The organism is Caballeronia sp. 11_S32 (genome assembly GCF_056930355.1).
Map to the genome: position 1 here is coordinate 280,021 of NZ_JBXOWH010000002.1, position 19,256 is coordinate 299,276.

The window sequence follows — 19,256 nt, forward strand, 5'->3', positions numbered from 1 at the left end:
CGCTCCGGAATCGATTGTTTGAATGACCTTCAGAGGTTCTCAGGCCAGCACGGCCGAAATGAAATCGCGCGTGCGCGCATGACGCGGTTCGGACAGCACCTGCTCCGGCGGTCCCGCCTCGACGATCTGCCCCTGATCCATGAATACGACACGATTCGCCACTTCGCGCGCGAAGCCCAGTTCGTGAGTGACGACGATCATCGTGATGCCGCTTTGCGCGAGACCGCGCATCACGGCGAGCACTTCACCGACAAGTTCGGGATCGAGCGCGGACGTGGGTTCGTCGAACAGCAGCAGTTGCGGATGCATCGCGAGCGCGCGCGCGATGGCCACGCGCTGCTGCTGGCCTCCCGACAACTCCACGGGAAACGCATCGCACTTGTGACCGAGCCCGACGCGATCGAGCAGCGCGCGCGCTTCCGTCACGGCTTCCGAGCGCGGCCGCTTGAGCACATGCACCGGGCCTTCGATCACGTTCTCCAGCGCCGTCATGTGCGGGAAGAGATTGAAGCGCTGGAAGACCATCGCGGTCGCGAGACGCTGCCGCGCGATCTCCTTCTCCGAGAGTTCATGGAGCCTGTTGCCCGTTTGCCGGTAACCGAGCAGTTCGCCCTTCACCCGGAGCGAGCCGTCGCTGATGGTTTCGAGCTGATTGATGCAACGAAGCAAGGTGCTCTTGCCCGAGCCCGAAGGCCCGATGATGCACAGCACTTCGCCCTCGGCGACATCGAGCGTGATGCCCTTCAACGCCTGGAACTCGCCGAACGATTTGCGCACGTCCGATGCGCGCACGACTGGATTCAACCCTGGATTCATGCGTGTCTCCTCACTGACGGCTCGACGCCCGGCCCGCGCCGCGCGCATAGCGCCGCTCGACGCGCGTCTGCAGGAACGAAAGCAACGTGACGACGACGAGATACCAGATCGCCCCTACGATCAGCAGTTCGATCACGCGCCCGTTCGCGTAGTAGATGTTCTGCGCGTTGTGCAGCATCTCCGCGTACTGGATCACGCTCGCGAGCGACGTGAGCTTGACCATGCTGACGAGCTCGTTGCCGATGGGCGGCACGATCACGCGCATCGCCTGCGGAAGAATGATGCGGCGCAGTGCTTGAAGGCGCGGCATGCCGATCGACTTCGCCGCTTCGTACTGACCGGTATCGACAGACAGCAGTCCCGCGCGCACCACTTCGGAGGTATACGCTCCCTGATTGATGCCCAGCCCGAGAAGCGCCGCAAGAAACGGCGTCATGACATCGACCGTGCGCAGCGCGAACATGCCGGGAATGCCGATGGTCGGAAACACGAGCGCGAGGTTGAACCACAGGAGCAGTTGCAGAATGACCGGAGTGCCGCGAAAGAGCCAGACGTAGCCTTGCGCGATGGAACTCAGCACCGGATTGCTGGAAAGCCGCATCACCGCCGTGATGACGCCCAGCGCGATGCCCAACGCCATCGCGAGAATCGTCATGACGATGGTGTTGGCGAGGCCCATGAGAATCGTGCGTGCCGTCAGAAAGCGCCCGACGGTCTGCCACTCGATCTGTCCGCGCGCGAACGCCGCGACGATATATCCGATCACGATGATGATCGCAGCCGACGCCACATAGCGGCCCCAATACCTGCGGCGCACGCGCTCGAGCGGCGGCTGCTCCGCCGTCATCGAATGCTGCGCCTGCTCCGCTGCGCTCAACATGTCGGACCTCCGTATTCGTTTGCCCATTCGCTCTGCCGCGCGAGCGTCAGCTTCAGGCGATCGATCTGCTCGACGACGCGCGCAGGCGCCGTGCCGCCGAAGCCGCTGCGTGCATCGACGGCGGCTTCGAGCGTGAGGCGATCGAGCACATCGACATGAAGCCGTGGATCGACGTTGGCGAGCATGTCCGCCGTCACGTCGGACAACTCGATGCCGCGCTCCTCGCACGCCCGCACCAGCGCGCCGGTGATCTCGTGCGCCTCGCTGAACGGAATGCCTTCCAGCGCGAGCCAGTCCGCCACTTCGGTCGCGAGCGTGAAGCCGAGCGGCGCCTGCCTGCGCAATTCATCGACATTCACGCGCATCGTGCGGATCATGCCGGCCATCGCGGGCAGCGTGAGCGCGAGCGTGTCGATGCCGTCGAACGCGGCGTTCTTGTCTTCGGCAAGATCGCGGTTGTACGCGAGCGGCAGTGACTTGAGCGTCGCGAGCAAGCCGCTCAGATTGCCGATCAGACGCCCCGCCTTGCCTCGCGTGAGTTCGGCGATATCGGGATTCTTCTTCTGCGGCATGATCGAGCTGCCGGTCGCATAGCCGTCGTCGAGTTCGACCCAGCGGAACTGGCGCGAGGTCCAGAGAATCACTTCCTCCGAGAGACGCGACAGGTCCACCGCCAGCATGCTCGTCACGAACAGGAATTCCGCGACGTGATCGCGCGCCGCGACGGCGTCGATCGAGTTTTCGCAGGGCGCGTCGTAGCCGAGCTCGCTTGCGGAGAGCGCCGGGTTCACGCAGATGGCCGAGCCCGCGAGCGCCGCCGCGCCGAGCGGCGAGCGCGCGCTGCGCAGGTCCCAGTCGATCAGGCGATCGACGTCGCGATAGAACGCCTGCGCATGCGCCAGCAACTGATGCGCGAACACCACGGGCTGCGCCGGCTGCAGATGCGTGAAGCCCGTGCTGTAGCTGCGCAGATGCGCCTGCGCCTGAGCGACGAGCGCGTCTTGCAGCGCGATCACATCGCGAGCGATCTTGCGCGCCTTGTCCCGCAGGAACAGGCGCAGGTCGTTGGCGGCCTGGTCGTTGCGCGAGCGTCCCGCGCGCAGCTTCGCGCCCGCCGCGCCCAGGCGCTCCGTCAGCACACGCTCGAGGAACGTATGCACGTCCTCGTCGTGCGGCGACGGCGCAAGCCGCCCTTCGACGAATTCGGCGCGCACCTGCTCCATCTCATCGAGCAGGCTTTGCAGTTCGTCCGCGTTCAGCACGCCCGCGCGGTGCAGTTCGCGCGCATGCGCTTTCGAGCCGGCCAGATCATACGGCGCGAGCCTGAAAAAGCTTTCCTCGGAGCGCGATAGCGCCTTGAGCTCTGCCGCCGGCGCGGATCTGAAACGTCCACCCCAAAGCCGTTCGGTACCTTCCGTCACCTTCATGCCTCGTCCTCGTCACGTTGAGTTCACGACGAGCATAGGCCTACAATTTTTTTGTTTGTAGCGAGATTTTGAACCTGCTTTAATGAAATTTTTCTCAGCATCTCGACTGTGAACCTGTCGAACGATCATGCGTAGCCGCCTGCCGCCGCTCAATCCGCTGCGCGCCTTCGAGGCGACCGCGCGCCATGCCACGGTCGCCAAAGCCGCCGAAGAACTGAACGTCACGGCCAGTGCGGTCAGTCATCAGGTGCGCGTGCTGGAAGAATCACTCGGCGTCGAGCTGTTCGTGCGCTCGCGGGCGCGGCTCAAGCTCACGCCGGCGGGCGAAGCGCTGTTGCCCTCGGTGCGCGGCGCGTTCGAGATGATCGCCACGGCGGTCGCGAAGGTGGGCGAGACGGTCGTCGCGGGGGATCTCGTCGTGTCGGCGCCGCTGTCGTTTACCTCGCGCTGGCTCGCGCGGCATATCGGCGACTTTCTGCATCGCTATCCGGCGATCAAGCTCAAGCTGATTCCGTCGAACGACGACAAGGAAGTCTATTCGCCTGACGTGGACGTCTGCATCCGCTACGGCGAGGCGCACTGGAAGGACCGCACGGTCACGCTGATCGAGCATCCGTCGCTCTATCCGGTGGTGAGTCCCGCGTTGATGAACGGCCCGAAGGCGATCCGCTCACCCGACGACCTGCGCCACTATGCGCTGTTCTGCGAGCACGCGGGTTCGTGGATGCGCTGGCTGATGGAAGCGAAGGTGGAACATCCCGAACGCATGCGCATTCTGGAGATCGGCAACGCGCATATCGCGGTCGAAGCCGCCCTGCACGGTCAGGGTGTCGCGCTCGGCGACAGCATCTCCGTGCGCGACGATCTTGTCGAGGGCACGCTCGTGCGGCCGTTCAAGGCAACGGTGCCGTCGCGGCATCCGTATCACATCGTGCGGCCGCCGGAGCGCGCGGATTCGCCGCTCGCGTCCGTGTTCGTCTTGTGGCTCGAACAGCACCTGAGCGAGTCGGCATGAGCCTTTGCCTCGCGCAATCAAATCGGCCACTTGGATCTCCGCCACGCCCACGTTGATCAGAGGATTCTTTTTATTGGGGCATGTGCTCCTAGCGCCATCTCCGATTCGCCCGGCTTCGATGCCACGAACAAGTTTTTGTGAAATACGTTCTTGATCGGAAAGTATTGGGACGAGAGCGTGTTTCGACTGAGCGACGAAACTGCAAATAGATCTCTCATCTTTACGAAGACACGAGGCACCGGCGAAACTGAGATCCAATCGGATCGACGGTGGGCTGAGCCTATGCCCGCACAGACATGCCGAGATGTCGACAACCGCGAGCCAAATCGGCTTTTTCGTTTGAGAGATGTCGTTGCATAGAGTGCACCGGTCGATCCTTTCTCGGAGAACGGGGGCAGTCGCTCATGAAAGTGGTGACGGTTCTCATGGCGACGCCCCTCACGATGCGTCCATCGGCAAAGTCTTGTCGAAACAAGAGCGCGTCATCTTCCGTCTATGTGACTTCGGACCCGCTACTCATAGAACATCGGCAGACGCTTAAGGGTTCTTCAAAGTTAGCTGCGATCCAACAGGAACTTTCCGAAAAACTCTGTAAGTCGATCGTGCGCGTCCAACGGGAGTACCTTCGAAACATACTGACCAGGACGAACAACGACGATTGCGCCCTTCTCGAGGGATGCCCGTGATTCGTGAATTCTCCGCGTCCCTACTTCGCGCCAGATGTTGGTGCGTTGCCGCTGTCTCTGCCCGAGGAATTGCCGTCGTGCTTGAGCAGTTCCCTCGCGGGAAACCTGTCGATGGTCTGCCGCGCCCGCTTGAGTGCTCTGCGAATTTCCGCTGCGCCCTCCGCCGGATTTGCTTCCAGCCGAGGCTACTGAGCTCTGGAACGGCCGCTAGTTCGGCCGACCGAGAGCGCTGACGAAGGTCCCCCTTCTGGCCGAGAGCGCCAGATCGATGAACGTTCTACAGAGGTGACGGCTAAGTGTCCACATCGCCTTTTCGACGATGTATGGCACGAACTTCATAACCTATTTTCTCCAGACGTACTATCGTTCGTTGAAGCCATACACAGCGAGCGCATGCCGTCAGGGACTCACGGCTTTGACGCGACGCGAACCATCATAAACAACTCAAAAAAACCGTCAAACGGGGCCAGCCGCCCGGCTAAGCACCCGAGCGGCCGGCCTCGATTCACCGCGCCTATTTCCCGACCGACAACGCCGCATTCAGCGACAGGTTATCCGACGCATCGCCCACCAGCACCTGATACTGCCCGCCCGCCGTCTTCCACTGCTGCGAGGCCGTGTCCCACGTGCCGAGCGGATGACTCGCCGCGTTCGGATCGATGACGATCTGCACCGTCTTCTTCTCCCCCGACGCGAGCATGACCTTCTGGAAGCCGACGAGGCGCTTCGGCGGCTGTCCGAGACCCGCCGGCAAGGACAGATACACCTGCGGCACTTCCGCGCCCGCGACCTTGCCGCTGTTCTCGACATCGACTGATACAGTGACGGGCTTCGTGCCATCCGACGATTGCGGGCTTACCTGCAGGTTCGACATTTTGAAGCTCGTGTATGACAGACCATGCCCGAAGGCGAACAGCGGCTTCACGTTCTGCGCGTCGTACCAGCGATAGCCGATCTGCAAGCCCTCCGAATATATGACGGTCGGCTGGCCATTGACGGTCACGCCCGGATATTGCGCTGGCGTGTTCGCGGGCCAGTCGCCCGCCTTTTTCGGGAACGTGACGGGCAGCTTGCCCGACGGATTCGCCATGCCGAACACGAGATTCGCCATGATGTTGCCGTCCTCCTGTCCCGGGAACCAGGTCTCGAGCACAGCCGGCACCCGATCGATCCACGGCATCAGCGCCGACGCGTTGTCCTTCATCACGACCGCCGTGCGCGGATTCGCCGCCGCCACGGCCGCAATGATCGCGTCCTGATTGTTGGAGAGTTCGATGCTCGGCCGGTCCTCCCCCTCCTCCGCGATGGTGCCCGCCAGCACGATCACGACATCGGCGCGCTTCGCCACAGCGACGGCCGCCGCCAGATTGCTGTTGTCGTCCGCTACGACCGTGAGGCTCGCGCTCGCCGCCGATCCCGCCTGCTTCAGCGCACTCTGCACGCCTTCGAGCGGCGTGACCGTGTAAAGCGGAACCACATCGGAGCTGCCGCCACAGCAGCCAGAGACGGCCTTGGTCGCATACGGGGCCTGGCCGATGAGCGCGACGGAGCGAATCGCTTTCGCATGGAAGGGGAGCAGATTGTTCTTGTTCTTGAGCAGGACCGCCGACTGCTCCCCGATCGCACGCGCGATCGCGCCGTCCCGCGCCTCGTCGATCGCCGTCTGCGCGACGGGCCGATCGAAGATGCCGAGCCTGAACATCTGCGTGTAGCGGCGCCGGAGCGCGGTATCGATATTCGATTGCTTGATCTGTCCCGCCGAAAGGGCGGCGTTGATTTTGGCCGGCGTCCACCAGGCCGTGACCGGTCCGACGTCGATGCCCGGCATTTCGTTGTCGAGGCCGGCGAGCATCGTGTTCGCCGTGCTGTGGGTCGCGAAGAAATCCGACTGCACGTAACCCGGGAAGCGCCACTGGCCACGTAGCACCTCGGTGAGAATGTGCTTGTTCTCGCACATCGACGCGCCGTTCACCGAGTTGTACGAGCACATGACCGAGGCCACGCCGCCGTCCTTCACGGCCATCTCGAACGGCAACATGTAGAGCTCGTGCAGCGTCTTGTCGCCGATGTTCTCGTTGATCGTCATTCGATTTGTTTCCTGCTCGTTCCCGACCAGATGCTTGGCCATCGCGATCACGCCGTGCGACTGAATCGCCTTGATCTCTGCGACGCTCATCGTGCCACTCAGGATCGGGTCCTCGCCGAAGTACTCGAAGTTGCGCCCGAGCGTGGGATTGCGCGCGAGGTTCATGCCCGGGCCTTCGAGCACGTGCAGTGCGAGATTGCGCGCCTCGCGGCCGATCACGTCGCCGAACTGGCTCGCGACCGCCGTATCGAACGACGCCGCCACCGCCATGCCCGACGGCAGCGCAGTCGCCTTGCCCAAAGCCGGGCTCGACAGCGATGAGAGTGGCAAGCCGGGCGTACCGGGCGACACGCAATCGTCCTGGCCAACGCCCACGGGTCCGTTGGTCACGCGCAGCGTCGGAATCTGCAGTTGCGGTATGCCCTTGATGTGCCGCGCGCCATAGCATGACGGAATCTCCGGCACCACGCCGGGCGTTCCGGTGAGTTGGGCGATCTTCTGCTGCGAGGTCATCGCGGCGAGCAGGAGCGCCGTGCGTTGCTGCGGCGGCAGCGAGGTATTCATCCACGCATGCGCCTTCGATACGGCCGGCGTGCCGTCGTTGTCGTCATGCCCGCCTCCGCAGCCAGCGGTTACGAACATCGTCATGACGGCGCTCAGGAGCGTAAGGTTCCTCATCACTTGCCTCCTGGTGTCTGATCGAACCTTCGGTACGTTCATTTAATTCGTCATCCTGACCCTGCAGACGTATTCGACCCGCGCATGCGGCCAGGATAACTTGCGTCCGCCGAATCTCCGTATCTACCTCAGAGTCGTCCGGCGTCTTACACTCGAAGTATGCGCGCGGCGCGCTCGTGCAGGTCCGCCCGATCAAAAGTTATTACATGAAAAAACTCTCGGCGACCATCCGCGATGTCGCGGCGCTGTCCGGCGTCTCCGTCGCGACCGTGTCCAAGTACATCAACGGCACGAAACGCTTCACCGAGCCGGTCGAGGCCAAGCTCAAGGCCGCGATCGAGGAGCTCGGCTATCAGTCGAATCCGCTTGCGCGTTCGATGGTGACGAAGCAGACCCGCACCATCGGTCTCACGATCCTCGACATCAGCAATCCGCATTTCACCAACGTCGTGAAGGGCGCGAACCGCGTGGCGCTCAGGCACGATTACACGTTGCTGCTCGTCGATGTCGACGAAAACCAGGCGCGCGAACGGCCGCTCGTCGAAGCGCTCGCGCGCCGTGTCGACGGATTGATCCTGAGTTCGCGCCTGCCGGAGGAAGAGTCGCAATGGTTGCTCGACCTCGACAAACCCGTGGTCCTGCTCAGGCGCAGCGACAAGCTGCCCATTTCGAGTGTCGGCATCGACAACCGGCTCGCCACCTTCATGCTCACTCGACATCTCCTCGACCTCGGTCATCGCAACTTCGCGTATCTGGGCTTCGGGCAGGCGCGCATCAACGACGATCGGATTGCCGGCGTGCGCGATTGTCTGGCCGAGGCCGGGCTCGAACTCGACGTACACGACGCACACGCGCCGACCACGCGCGCCGGCGAGCACGCGTGCTCTCGCGTGATGCTCGGGCCGCGCCGCCCGCAGGCGGTCATCTGCTACAACGACCTCATTGCGCTCGGCTTCATCAAGGCGGCCACAGCGCTCGGCATCAACGTGCCGCGCGATGTCGCGGTGACCGGCATCGACAACGTGCCCTATGGTGAGATCTCCGCGCCTTCACTCACGAGTGTCGATACGCAGAGCGAAACCATGGGCGAGATCGCGATGCAGATGCTCGTCGACGCGCTCTCCGGCAAGGAAGAGATCGAGCATGTGACCATCGAGCCGTGTCTGATCGTGCGCGAGTCGACGCATGCCGCTTGAGTCTCGCGCTGTCGCTTCTTTTTCAAGGCATGAGTGTTTCCGCACGCCCCGCGCAAGACGCAAGGCGTGTGCATTAGATGAGAAAGGAAGCTCCCAATATGGGTTTGGGAAAACGGTTACCCAGAGTATCGAGTTTTGAGATTGCTGACCATTTTTTTCTTCTAAGGGGTTTCCCGTAAAGGCGCGTTCGCCTGTCGTTAGATCGCTTCAGCGGATCGTGGCCCCAGTTCATCAGCGAATAGCGCCAGCGTGAATGTTCGACTTCGTGCCGACGTTGCGCGAGACGCCGCTTCACGTAGCCGATCATCTTGCGCATGTGCGCATAGTCGTCACGGGGTGCCATCCCGTGCTACGAACGCGAGCATTCTTTAACCTGCTGCGCTGACGAAGACCCGATGCAAACCGCCCGGGAGAATTGCGGCTGCCATTTTGGAGCCGCTCGACCGCGCCGACTGTTCCCGCAATGCGCGGGGATGCCCGCCGGCGGCGCGCCCGGACTGCAGCACGCGCCAGAGTCCGTGCTGCGCTGACTGCGGCAAACGCACGACGCCGGGCTCGGTGCGAATCCTAGGCCGGCGCGTCTACCTGGTGGTCGTCACGGCGCTACGTTCGAGCCGCGCGCATTGTTCCAGTATTGAGGGACTACTGCCCGTCAATTCGGTCACGCAAACGCGGGCGCCTCTGGTGGGACGACACCTTTCCCGCCCACGTTGGCGTGGCTCAGTGGCCGTTTGCCGCGCGCGCCAGAACGCGTCCCCGCCTCAACCGTACAGGGATGGTGATGTCCATCGATTGGCTAGAAACAACGAGGTTGTTCGTTTGGCTTAACGAAAACGAACATTCGAAGAACCGGCGCCACTATCGATAAAAAACATAGTCTGCAAGGTAGGGCGAACTGCCGATTTCATGTTCCGTCGAACACGATGCCGCCGGCTTCAACCCGCCAACGGTATTCACTCGCTGGACATATCGGACAACCGAAAGTGTGCCGATTCCGGATGTGCTGCGAGTTTCGAGCAACAGTTGCGGTATGCTCGCGGGCGTTTCGCTGGGCTTCTGTGTGAGCACACGGCCTACGATCCGGCTTCCGTCGTCTGCTTCCCAGGACGGCCCCGCGCCATGCCGGACCGCGGGACGGCCGCTCGCATCGAACAGCGTTGCTTGCGGACTCTTGAACGCCCATTCCAAATGATGCTGCGCGTCGAACTCACACGAGTAAGTCTGCACGCCGGACGCTACCAACGTCATGATGCGCACCGCTTGAGGCGGATCGATGGAAGCCTGGCCAGAATGTTCAGATGCTGTCCCACATGCGGCCACTATCATTGCAATAACGGCGGGGAAGAAGCCTGATCGCAAAATGCTCCTGAACATAGGTCTCTCCCTGAAGAGATGTAGTCCGACGCGAATTGGCCCACGACCAGAGATGTCGGCCGACGATTTCATAATCGGGATGTTACGCGTAATCGCCTGCGCTATGCTCCGTTCTGCGATGCAGAGCGCGGCGGACTTGCTGGAAATCCGGAACGTGCAACTGACGCCCGTCTTTCCCGCCCACCATAGACACGCTCCGTACGTGTCCTTCACACATACGTGGATAGTTAAGCTCCGCCGACGCATGGCGATTTGGGCTGCGACGAGCCTCGCGACAATGGGCCTCTGCGTTGGGATGCCAATCATCTCGCGTCGCCGATCCGACAACACTCCAACGCGCATTTGCATCAGATCGGTTCTTCAGCTTTTTAGTGAGGGAGCGTCTCTCCTAGACAGAAGATCTGTGGCGAGTTCAGTCCGCAGCGCACTGCATTTAGCCCGGATCGCCTCGTAGTCTTCGTGTGACACCCGGCCCGCCTGATCTTTCTCAAGAACAGCATTAATCGATTTCTGGACGTCGAAATATCCGTCTCGGGCACTTCTGGAAAGATACATTCCACCTTGCTTGAAATACCAGTCTCGAAAATCGTGGGTGAGCTGCTGAAGGTCCTTATATTCAAGTTCGGTGTTCCAAGGCCACATCGGCAACATCCCAGTTTTTGCCCAAAGCTCGGCATAGACGGGAACTCGCTTATTCCTGAGATCCGTATCAATGGCACCAGTAAGAGCCAAGGATGCCTTGTAGGATTCTTCTGCGAGCTTCAACTTACTCTCGAACTCTTTCGTTGCCATTCCAGCGATCCACTCAGCGAAAATTTTCCCGAGAACGAGCACCGCCACGATGAGGATTGCCGCCCCGCCCGTGGCGCCCGCTAGTATCGCTTCCCATGGCATAGTCTCTTCTTTGGCGACGCTTCGCCCGTTATCTGAACGCGTTTTTGCGTGATCAGTCGATTGTGGGAGACTGGCTTTACAAGCCGCGCAAACAGAGGTTCAACATATGCAACTTACCCTCCATTTGCAAGGGCTTAACAGCTCACATTCCTGAAAAGCGAACTCGCAGGCACCGGTCGTTGCCGATCCTGCAAGCCACTGGCCCGCAACCTGGCCGATGAAGCCAGGTTTATCTTCGCGAATCGACAGGCCGTTGGTGGTGCGGAGCCGACTCATGAACTTCCGTGCGACGGAACGGGAGAATGTCGCTTCAGGGCCCGACAGCCGCCTGATGCGGACGGGTTAGGGCCACGCCGCGCTTGGAGCATGCTGTCGCGCGGAGGCGGCGCCAACTGGTTTTGCTGTTCCAACTCGGAGACTGAGGAGGCTATGCTGACCTTGGTCGACGCTAACACCAGCAAAGCCGCGCGCGAGGATGAACGATATATTCGAGTTTTCTCAGGATTTCGAGCCGTTCCCCGAAGACCTGCCGAGAAAGGAGTGGCAGACAAAGTCGCTCGATTGCGCCATGGCCGATTATTGGGTGGCAAGCGATGGACGTGTCGCGCGCCGACAGTTTCTGAACGACGATTACTTTGCCAGTGACACAGCCTCCTTCACGGCTTATTTGTTCCACTTCCGAAAAGGCGTGAGATTCGACCTGAAAGTCGTTGTCGCTCACGGGCGCATCCTGGAACTTCGGCGAGAGCGCGAACCTGAAGCGGGGGAAGCGGTGGATGAGTGGACTATCCCGGTACCTGGTCCCGACGCTGAACGTCACGATTGATGCGAGCCGGTTCGCAGACGACTAGCTAAAAGAATAGTAGCTATCCCGCGCAAGTGGAGCCGATCCAAAGGCCACGATGTGCAATTACGTCCACTGCGGGGCATCGCTCTGGCGTTGACTTCTGTCTAAACGCGTCCCGCGTCGGCTGGCGCTTTGCCCCGGAATGTGCCAGTGCTTCAATGTTCTGGACGTCTTTGCCCGTCGCTGCGGAGAACTGCGTGCGCGCATCGCATCGCGGGCGGCACGCTTTCGCAAACGAGCTCTACGTTCACCAACGCGACGGGCACGATTGGCACGCAAAGGTCCGGTAAACAGGGCGGAGCCGACTGTCGAATGTCACATCAAGCGCCAAGACGAACGGCGCTTCCTGTGCCGGGTAACGACTCACGCACTTCGCAATCGCTGTTTCAACGTCGCGAGGCTGCTATCGATCGGCAGCATCGACCCTGAGCGGAAATTCAACAGTCCCGTTGCCAACGACTGCCCGACGATGCCACCCGATATGCCTGTCGTCGCTGGGAACGGGACGAAACCCGGGAGATTGGAGCGTCACCATCAGACAGCGCAAACGTCTTTGTCCGATCTCCGGTGCCACGACACCACTCGACTCCGCTTTCAATGAGATCAGCCCCCTAGTGCATTGCATCATTGAATTGGCACCCCAAGTGTGTTCAGATGCGGGTCATGGGCAAAATGAATCTGACCGATACCGAACGCGAGCAACTGCTGTCGGCGGCGCGCAGCCGAACGGTGCGTGCGGCGGACGTACGACGCGCGAAGTTGATCCTGATGCTCGAGGACGGCGAATCGCGCGACAGCATCATGCGCACACTGGGTTGCGACTCGCGCTTCATCGCGCGCTGGTCGGGGCGCTTTCTTAGCGAGCGACTGTCTGGCATGTACGCCCGACATCCCGGGCGCGCTCCCAAGCAGCCGCCAGCCAGACTTGAGGCGCGTGTGCTCAACCGTACTCTCAAGCACAAACCCACCGACGGCTCGACACACTGGAGCAGCTATAAGCTTGCGGCAGAGCTCGGCGACGTGTCGGTCTCGACCGTGCAGCGCATCTGGCGCAAGCATGGGGTCAAGCCGCAGCAGTTGGAGCGGCACATGGTCTCCAACGACCCGGACTTCGAGGCCAAAGCAGCCGACGTGATCGGGCTTTACCTGAACCCGCCGGCGCACGCAGCGGTGTTCTGTGTGGACGAGAAGACCGCGATTCAGGCACTCGACCGCAAGGACCGGATGCTGCCGCTGTCGCCGGGGCGCGCCGAGAGTCACGGCTTCGAGTACAAGCGCAACGGCACGCTCAGCCTGTTCGCGGCGTTCAATACTGCGACCGGCGAGGTGCTGGGCAGAACAGCGCCGCGCCACACCAGCGAACAGTTTGTGGCCTTCCTGACCGACGTCGTGGCCAGCCAGCCCAAACGCAGAGAAATCCATGTCATCTGTGACAACGTGAGTAGCCATAAGACGGAGCGGGTGGCCACCTTCCTCAACGCGCATCGCAACGTACGTCTGCACTTCACGCCGACCTACTCGTCGTGGCTTAACCAAGTGGAAAACTGGTTCTCGCGCATCCAGCGTGATGTGATCGCCCGGGGCATCTTCACTTCAGTAAAGGATCTGAATCGCAAACTCATGCGCTACATCCGCGAGCACAACAAAAATCCGAAGCCGATCAAGTGGAAGTATGACGATCCTTCGCGTCGAATCCGCCAGGTGCCAAATCAATGACGCAGTCGACTAGGCTAGAACTCCACATCCAACTCATCACTTTCCTGCACCGCTCCGGTGAACCTCATGCACGGTCAATGGCGGCGTAGACGTCTAGAACTTACGGTGAATTCACCTGTTCGCCCGATTTGGAAGGGCTGATCCCGGTGAACTGAGCAACGGCGCGTGGACCTAGCCAATGCGTTCGTCCGCCTGTCTCTTCGCATGAAGCGACTTGCACTCCCCAATGAGATTAGTTTTACTTACTTCAGGATGACCGCAGAACGGGCGTTCGAACGCCCACGGGCATTCCCAACGAAGCCGAAGATCCAATTCGGTTACGACATGGCGTATGGGTTTGGTCCTCGCCTTCTCTGGCTGGTTGATTTGCACAGGTGGAACGAGTAGACCGACAGACATCGCCTGCGGAGGATGATTTGTCTTTACGGAACTGAGTCATTCTCTGAATAGTGACCTGAACAAGACCAATCGAATCGCGACCGGCTCGCAGACGATGAAAAAGATGAGTCATTTTCGCGACACAGTCGCTCAGCCGCAAACGATGAATTCGTTCAATGTTGTGCGACGAGGGAATGAAGTGGTCCTGAACCGACAACCTTGGCTCACCGGCTTTGCTCCAGCGCCGATGAAGCAACCACATAAAAATTGTCCTGCCGCATGGGTCCCGCTTTTTCAGTGCCGGTAGAATTAGCGGACGGATTGGGGTAAGGGAGACACCACGAAGGGGGCGGACAGCTCAGTCATCAACAGATGGTGAGACACGCGATTCATGCAAACTCGCACGCGTTCAAGCGCCGGTTCGATGTGCTGGCTTGCGCCCCGAGCTTAAAGCCAAGCGGCGATTGGCTGCGCCGTTGAGCACTTGCTTCGGTTTAGACCCAACGCGTAATCACCGGATGCTCAACTGGCTTCGCCCGCTCGCTCGCGAAATAGGTCCTTGAGCGTGGTTGGCGGGCCGTTATTACTGCTCGCGACGTCTCGCGAGTTGAGGAACTAGCCGACCGCTCCGCTTCGAACGCCGTAGTTGTCCCACTGGACGTCACTAGGGCAGCAAATATCGAGGAAGCTGTAGCGGTCCCTGTTTGCCGCGATCGACCCTTATCTACATCTACTCGCCTGCTCCCGCGAGCGCGTAAACCTGTGCGACCACTTGGACAAGCACCGTTGAATTTGCGAATTTGCGACGCGCCCCATCGCTGGATCCGATCAATATCTCGGCGCCGCATTGGTCGGCAAAAAGCCGCGTGGAGCAACCGTCAGCGTTCGCGAAATCGGGTAGGAGGCCGGAAACGATCTTGGCGCGCAGGCTGAATGAATTGTTCTGGCCTATAGAGGCACGAAGTGTCAACGATAAGTCGCGTCCAAGTGAAGAGCACGCGGAGCCAGACCATGTTCGACGTGCTGTTTCGTTGCGAGCAATTCTACGAATCAAAATCGAGGTTGCGATCCGCCACGCCCTTACCGTACCTTTGAGTCGGGTTAGCAGCAAGGTGCCCTCCTGAGTTTTCCCGCCGGCTCGGCGGGTTTCTTTTTTCGTAGCCGCATGCGATCGCGAGTCTGAACGCTGGCTCGCCTTCGATAATTGAAACATGACTGACCAAGATCTCAAGGTGGTCGCGCACGCGCCGGGCGCCTCAGGCCAATTCAGCGAACTCGCCACACGGATTAAAGATGCAACCGGCGCTGCATTCGTGGCTCTAGTCGACTGCGTCATTGATTTGGCACCTGGCGGATTCGACGCGAAGGATCGTCATACTTCCACTTGATCGGCTTCGGATTTTTGTTGTGCTCGCGGATGTAGCGCATGAGTTTGCGATTCAGATCCTTTACTGAAGTGAAGATGCCCCGGGCGATCACATCACGCTGGATGCGCGAGAACCAGTTTTCCACTTGGTTAAGCCACGACGAGTAGGTCGGCGTGAAGTGCAGACGTACGTTGCGATGCGCGTTGAGGAAGGTGGCCACCCGCTCCGTCTTATGGCTACTCACGTTGTCACAGATGACATGGATTTCTCTGCGTTTGGGCTGGCTGGCCACGACGTCGGTCAGGAAGGCCACAAACTGTTCGCTGGTGTGGCGCGGCGCTGTTCTGCCCAGCACCTCGCCGGTCGCAGTATTGAACGCCGCGAACAGGCTGAGCGTGCCGTTGCGCTTGTACTCGAAGCCGTGACTCTCGGCGCGCCCCGGCGACAGCGGCAGCATCCGGTCCTTGCGGTCGAGTGCCTGAATCGCGGTCTTCTCGTCCACACAGAACACCGCTGCGTGCGCCGGCGGGTTCAGGTAAAGCCCGATCACGTCGGCTGCTTTGGCCTCGAAGTCCGGGTCGTTGGAGACCATGTGCCGCTCCAACTGCTGCGGCTTGACCCCATGCTTGCGCCAGATGCGCTGCACGGTCGAGACCGACACGTCGCCGAGCTCTGCCGCAAGCTTATAGCTGCTCCAGTGTGTCGAGCCGTCGGTGGGTTTGTGCTTGAGAGTACGGTTGAGCACACGCGCCTCAAGTCTGGCTGGCGGCTGCTTGGGAGCGCGCCCGGGATGTCGGGCGTACATGCCAGACAGTCGCTCGCTAAGAAAGCGCCCCGACCAGCGCGCGATGAAGCGCGAGTCGCAACCCAGTGTGCGCATGATGCTGTCGCGCGATTCGCCGTCCTCGAGCATCAGGATCAACTTCGCGCGTCGTACGTCCGCCGCACGCACCGTTCGGCTGCGCGCCGCCGACAGCAGTTGCTCGCGTTCGGTATCGGTCAGATTCATTTTGCCCATGACCCGCATCTGAACACACTTGGGGTGCCAATTCAATGATGCAATGCACTAGGGCGTCGCGCTCCGGATGTCTTATGCCGTTTTTCAGCTATCCTATAACCTTAGGTTAATTACCCGGACCGAAAGCACATGCGCTTCAAGTTGCGCCAAATGGAGGTGTTTCGCGCCGTCATGCTCACGGGCTCGATCAACGCTGCGGCAAAAATGCTTTATGTGTCACAGCCGGCCGTGAGCAAGCTGGTGTCCCATACCGAAACCACGCTCGGACTGCGTCTCTTCGAGCGTACCAAAGGTCGGCTGATCCCCACGTCGGAAGCACAAGCGCTTTTTCGCGAAGTCGAGCAGGTTTATCAATCGGCTTTGCGGGTCGACGAGTTCGCGCGCTCCCTCGCCCTCGGTCCGGCCAGCCTGCTGCGTGTCGCGTGCAGTCCTTCGCTCGGCCCGGCGATCGTCGCGCCAGCAATCGTCGAATTGAAGCGCAGCATGCCAAAACTGAGAATTGACTGGCATACGACACTCATGTCCGACATGCCGCTCGAAGTCTTGAGCAAAGCCGTGGACGTGGCCGTGACGTCGATGCCAATCGAACATGAGCATTTGGAGGTCGTCCCCTTCATGCGTGGCCGAATGGTCTGCGCGCTCCCTGCGGACCACCCGCTCGTTGCAAAGAAACGCATCGCGCTCGCAGACCTCGAGTCCGAACCGATGATTCTTTTCAGGCGCGACATTCCGTTTGGAACGGTCGTCGTCAGGGCATGCCAGCAAGCAAATGTCGATCTGACCTCGGTGGTCGATGTCACGCGCGCCGACCAGGCTTTGGCCTTGGTGAGAGACGGCCTCGGACTAGCCATCGTCGACGAGTTTGCCGCCACGAACGGAGATTGTGTGGTGCGACCGCTCGTCGAGGAACTCGATATGACCGCAACCTTCGTGTATTCGAAGTTCTCACCGCCACCCAGAGGCGCAATGCTGCTTATGGAGTCCGTCTACCGCCGCGCTGAACAATTGGGGCGGCAAATCGGGCATATGCGCGCTTTTACGACATAGCGCGCCCTGGTCTTACGGCATAACGCGCGAAACACGGTTGTTCGAAGCCTGTGCAGGCGTACTCTGCGTTTTCTCTATCGCGCCAAGAAACAATCGCTTGATCATGCAGGTCCCAGACAACGGACATTCCTTGGCATTAATAGCCTCAAAAGAAGCCGCATCGTTCGGCCTCAGCCCATGGAACAATCTGAGCAAGCATTTTCAGATCATGGCCGACAAAGCGGTGACAGTACCGCGTGCGAAGGTCTTCGACGTTATTGGCCCGGCTGACGCGGGTACCATGATGAGCGTCACGCGCTTGCTCGCGCTTTTTCTCAGCATCGCCTGAAAGGCGCATACGCGCCGCGACCGAATTTGACCGGACGGGGCCAATCCACTAGCGTGTTGCTTGTCGAGGCCGTAGCCGCTCGAATCGTGTCGTCCTTTTCTTACTGCGGCTCGTCGACGGCCGCTTCCTACTCGACGGCGCTCAACGTATTAAAGAAACGGGCTCACATGCCGACATGCACCGGGTAAAGTCAGTATGGCACACCGTCAAGCAGGAGATGATTAAACGTCGCGCTGACGCTGCCGGAGCCGGGCGGTTGAGCGTCGTGGAAGAACGGAAGATCGCCTCAGCGTTCTATAAGCTCGTGCAGTTTGACATGGGCTTTTCGCAGGCAACGACAGCACAATATGTCCCGTCTACGAACGGTTCGCTCATTCGAAGTAGAAGAACTCTTCACAGCCGGCGAGCTCGCATTGCTTGCTCCCTTTTCAAACGAAGAACTGGACGACGCTGTGTCTGCCAAAGGGGCTAACCCAGATACGACTCGCAACCAGCTTAAGCTGCCTTCGCGGCGGCAATCTGGACCGTCTCGCTGGTTCGCAGATTGTGCGCCATTCGCTCGGCGCGCTGGCCGGCTGCAAGACTGCCGAACCCGATCAGTTGAACCGAATTCCCTCCAACCACTTTACCCGAAATGGTGCTTCACGGGCGTTAATTGTCGCTTCCGCAGCAGCCTTGCCGCTGCCTGCCTCGAAAGCCACTGCGTCGATCAGTTCCAGTTGTTCGTTAGTCTCTCCTCCTTCTAGACCGAGCGCCATCTTACCGAACGATGGCGAGAACGTCGGTCGCGCTGTGTATCGCCCGCAGAGACGAACCTCGAAGCGAACTGAGACAGCGTCGCATCGCCGTTTGGGCCATCAAGTGCCCCAAAAATCTGTCAATAAACGCAGCTATTAAGATAACTCTCAGAATCGTTTGGGCGATTCTGGCCAATGGAGGCACATACCGGGCGCAACGGGCTATCGCTTGAAGTGCCTTTCCGCCTGCTTTTGCGACCACTGACCTGTGATGAAGATAAACGGCTCACGGCCCGACTGACAACCTGACAAACAATCCAGTCCCGCAGACTGAGGCGCTTTTTAAGGACAGTCAGGCGCGGCTTCTCATCGAGGGCCGGGCGCTCTGATCCGCGACCATTTCGAGCCCGGATACATTTGCGCAAGCCCTTTTATCTTAGGTCACAGTTCGAGGTTGCAAAGTGACGGCTGACCATACATTTGTTTTTGGCTCCTGAGCCCCGCTTTGGGCGTGTTAGCAATGCTGCGGTTGAAATCCCTACCAGAGTCGAGCCGCCTCGCTGAAGGCGGCTATAACCTAAACACACTCTGTAGAAACTCGAGACGCGCGTCACCGCCCTGCTGTTTCGTCGGGCGCAGTCAGCCGCGTTCATCGAGCGGCGACGCCCCACGTTCGTTAGCCCGGGATTGAGCTCGCCGAGATACACCGGATCTGGACCAGCGATCGGTCTTCGACGGACGATTACCACCCATTGTGGCGGGATGA

16 protein-coding genes are annotated in these 19,256 nt (G+C 60.4%); 6 read left to right on the forward strand and 10 right to left on the reverse strand.

The annotated features are described in order from the left end of the window. Window positions 1-39 precede the first annotated feature (39 nt). The 3 genes from AC1Z32_RS09495 to argH are packed head-to-tail and all read right to left on the reverse strand — an operon-like array spanning window position 40 to window position 3,123. Window positions 40-816, reverse strand: coding sequence for an amino acid ABC transporter ATP-binding protein (locus AC1Z32_RS09495; protein ID WP_483478469.1), 777 nt, complete (start codon window positions 814-816; stop codon window positions 40-42). Window positions 817-826: 10 nt separating this feature from the next. Continuing rightward, window positions 827-1,696: an amino acid ABC transporter permease gene (locus AC1Z32_RS09500; RefSeq protein WP_483478470.1), complete on the reverse strand. Its 870-nt coding sequence runs from the start codon at window positions 1,694-1,696 to the stop codon at window positions 827-829. Further along, window positions 1,690-3,123, reverse strand: a complete 1,434-nt coding sequence (argH, locus tag AC1Z32_RS09505; protein ID WP_483478471.1) for an argininosuccinate lyase — start codon at window positions 3,121-3,123, stop codon at window positions 1,690-1,692. Before argH ends, AC1Z32_RS09500 begins: the two co-directional genes overlap by 7 nt. A gap of 127 nt (window positions 3,124-3,250) precedes the next feature. On the opposite strand from argH, the gene AC1Z32_RS09510 reads away from it, so the two are divergent. Next, window positions 3,251-4,138, forward strand: coding sequence for a LysR substrate-binding domain-containing protein (locus AC1Z32_RS09510; protein WP_483478472.1), 888 nt, complete (start codon window positions 3,251-3,253; stop codon window positions 4,136-4,138). Window positions 4,139-4,692: 554 nt separating this feature from the next. Here the strand turns inward: AC1Z32_RS09510 and AC1Z32_RS09515 are convergent. Then, window positions 4,693-4,860, reverse strand: coding sequence for a hypothetical protein (locus AC1Z32_RS09515; protein WP_483478811.1), 168 nt, complete (start codon window positions 4,858-4,860; stop codon window positions 4,693-4,695). A gap of 478 nt (window positions 4,861-5,338) precedes the next feature. After that, window positions 5,339-7,588: a beta-glucosidase gene (locus tag AC1Z32_RS09520; protein ID WP_483478473.1), complete on the reverse strand. Its 2,250-nt coding sequence runs from the start codon at window positions 7,586-7,588 to the stop codon at window positions 5,339-5,341. A 206-nt stretch (window positions 7,589-7,794) separates the two neighbouring features. Here AC1Z32_RS09520 and AC1Z32_RS09525 point away from each other — a divergent pair, with 206 nt between their 5' ends. Next, entirely contained in the window at window positions 7,795-8,784 is a 990-nt protein-coding gene (locus tag AC1Z32_RS09525) for a LacI family DNA-binding transcriptional regulator (RefSeq protein ID WP_483478474.1), read from the forward strand. Window positions 8,785-8,857: 73 nt separating this feature from the next. Here AC1Z32_RS09525 and AC1Z32_RS09530 read toward each other — a convergent pair whose 3' ends face one another. From AC1Z32_RS09530 to AC1Z32_RS09540, 3 genes are all read right to left on the reverse strand, one after another. After that, window positions 8,858-9,127: a DUF3140 domain-containing protein gene (locus AC1Z32_RS09530; RefSeq protein ID WP_483478475.1), complete on the reverse strand. Its 270-nt coding sequence runs from the start codon at window positions 9,125-9,127 to the stop codon at window positions 8,858-8,860. Between the two features lie 515 nt (window positions 9,128-9,642). Beyond that, window positions 9,643-10,158 (reverse strand): DUF3455 domain-containing protein, encoded by a 516-nt coding sequence (locus AC1Z32_RS09535; protein ID WP_483478476.1) that lies wholly within the window; start codon window positions 10,156-10,158, stop codon window positions 9,643-9,645. Window positions 10,159-10,518: 360 nt separating this feature from the next. Then, entirely contained in the window at window positions 10,519-11,052 is a 534-nt protein-coding gene (locus AC1Z32_RS09540) for a hypothetical protein (protein WP_483478477.1), read from the reverse strand. 475 nt (window positions 11,053-11,527) lie between these two features. Here AC1Z32_RS09540 and AC1Z32_RS09545 point away from each other — a divergent pair, with 475 nt between their 5' ends. Together AC1Z32_RS09545 and AC1Z32_RS09550 are read left to right on the forward strand one after the other, a co-directional pair. Continuing rightward, window positions 11,528-11,878 carry a hypothetical protein gene (locus AC1Z32_RS09545; protein WP_483478478.1) on the forward strand — a complete coding sequence of 117 codons (351 nt, stop codon included), beginning with the start codon at window positions 11,528-11,530 and terminating at the stop codon, window positions 11,876-11,878. A 675-nt stretch (window positions 11,879-12,553) separates the two neighbouring features. After that, window positions 12,554-13,615: an IS630 family transposase gene (locus AC1Z32_RS09550; RefSeq protein ID WP_483476817.1), complete on the forward strand. Its 1,062-nt coding sequence runs from the start codon at window positions 12,554-12,556 to the stop codon at window positions 13,613-13,615. 1,710 nt (window positions 13,616-15,325) lie between these two features. Here AC1Z32_RS09550 and AC1Z32_RS09555 read toward each other — a convergent pair. Next, a complete protein-coding gene (locus AC1Z32_RS09555) occupies window positions 15,326-16,387 on the reverse strand; it encodes an IS630 family transposase (RefSeq protein ID WP_483476817.1) in 1,062 nt (353 codons plus the stop codon). A gap of 120 nt (window positions 16,388-16,507) precedes the next feature. On the opposite strand from AC1Z32_RS09555, the gene AC1Z32_RS09560 reads away from it, so the two are divergent. After that, window positions 16,508-17,425, forward strand: a complete 918-nt coding sequence (locus AC1Z32_RS09560) for a LysR family transcriptional regulator (protein WP_483478479.1) — start codon at window positions 16,508-16,510, stop codon at window positions 17,423-17,425. Between the two features lie 97 nt (window positions 17,426-17,522). Beyond that, window positions 17,523-17,753 carry a hypothetical protein gene (locus AC1Z32_RS09565; protein WP_483478480.1) on the forward strand — a complete coding sequence of 77 codons (231 nt, stop codon included), beginning with the start codon at window positions 17,523-17,525 and terminating at the stop codon, window positions 17,751-17,753. Between the two features lie 495 nt (window positions 17,754-18,248). Here AC1Z32_RS09565 and AC1Z32_RS09570 read toward each other — a convergent pair whose 3' ends face one another. Continuing rightward, window positions 18,249-18,377 (reverse strand): HU family DNA-binding protein, encoded by a 129-nt coding sequence (locus AC1Z32_RS09570; protein ID WP_483478481.1) that lies wholly within the window; start codon window positions 18,375-18,377, stop codon window positions 18,249-18,251. Between the last annotated feature and the right edge of the window lie 879 nt (window positions 18,378-19,256).

Bases quoted from the DNA above. Each gene is read 5' to 3' on its own strand.
- AC1Z32_RS09495 (WP_483478469.1), bottom strand. From the start codon at position 816: ATGAATCCAGGGTTGAATCCAGTCGTGCGCGCATCGGACGTGCGCAAA.
- AC1Z32_RS09500 (WP_483478470.1), bottom strand. From the start codon at position 1,696: ATGTTGAGCGCAGCGGAGCAGGCGCAGCATTCGATGACGGCGGAGCAG.
- argH (WP_483478471.1), bottom strand. From the start codon at position 3,123: ATGAAGGTGACGGAAGGTACCGAACGGCTTTGGGGTGGACGTTTCAGA.
- AC1Z32_RS09510 (WP_483478472.1), top strand. From the start codon at position 3,251: ATGCGTAGCCGCCTGCCGCCGCTCAATCCGCTGCGCGCCTTCGAGGCG.
- AC1Z32_RS09520 (WP_483478473.1), bottom strand. From the start codon at position 7,588: ATGAGGAACCTTACGCTCCTGAGCGCCGTCATGACGATGTTCGTAACC.
- AC1Z32_RS09525 (WP_483478474.1), top strand. From the start codon at position 7,795: ATGAAAAAACTCTCGGCGACCATCCGCGATGTCGCGGCGCTGTCCGGC.
- AC1Z32_RS09530 (WP_483478475.1), bottom strand. From the start codon at position 9,127: ATGGCACCCCGTGACGACTATGCGCACATGCGCAAGATGATCGGCTAC.
- AC1Z32_RS09535 (WP_483478476.1), bottom strand. From the start codon at position 10,158: ATGTTCAGGAGCATTTTGCGATCAGGCTTCTTCCCCGCCGTTATTGCA.
- AC1Z32_RS09540 (WP_483478477.1), bottom strand. From the start codon at position 11,052: ATGCCATGGGAAGCGATACTAGCGGGCGCCACGGGCGGGGCGGCAATC.
- AC1Z32_RS09545 (WP_483478478.1), top strand. From the start codon at position 11,528: ATGAACGATATATTCGAGTTTTCTCAGGATTTCGAGCCGTTCCCCGAA.
- AC1Z32_RS09550 (WP_483476817.1), top strand. From the start codon at position 12,554: ATGCGGGTCATGGGCAAAATGAATCTGACCGATACCGAACGCGAGCAA.
- AC1Z32_RS09555 (WP_483476817.1), bottom strand. From the start codon at position 16,387: ATGCGGGTCATGGGCAAAATGAATCTGACCGATACCGAACGCGAGCAA.
- AC1Z32_RS09560 (WP_483478479.1), top strand. From the start codon at position 16,508: ATGCGCTTCAAGTTGCGCCAAATGGAGGTGTTTCGCGCCGTCATGCTC.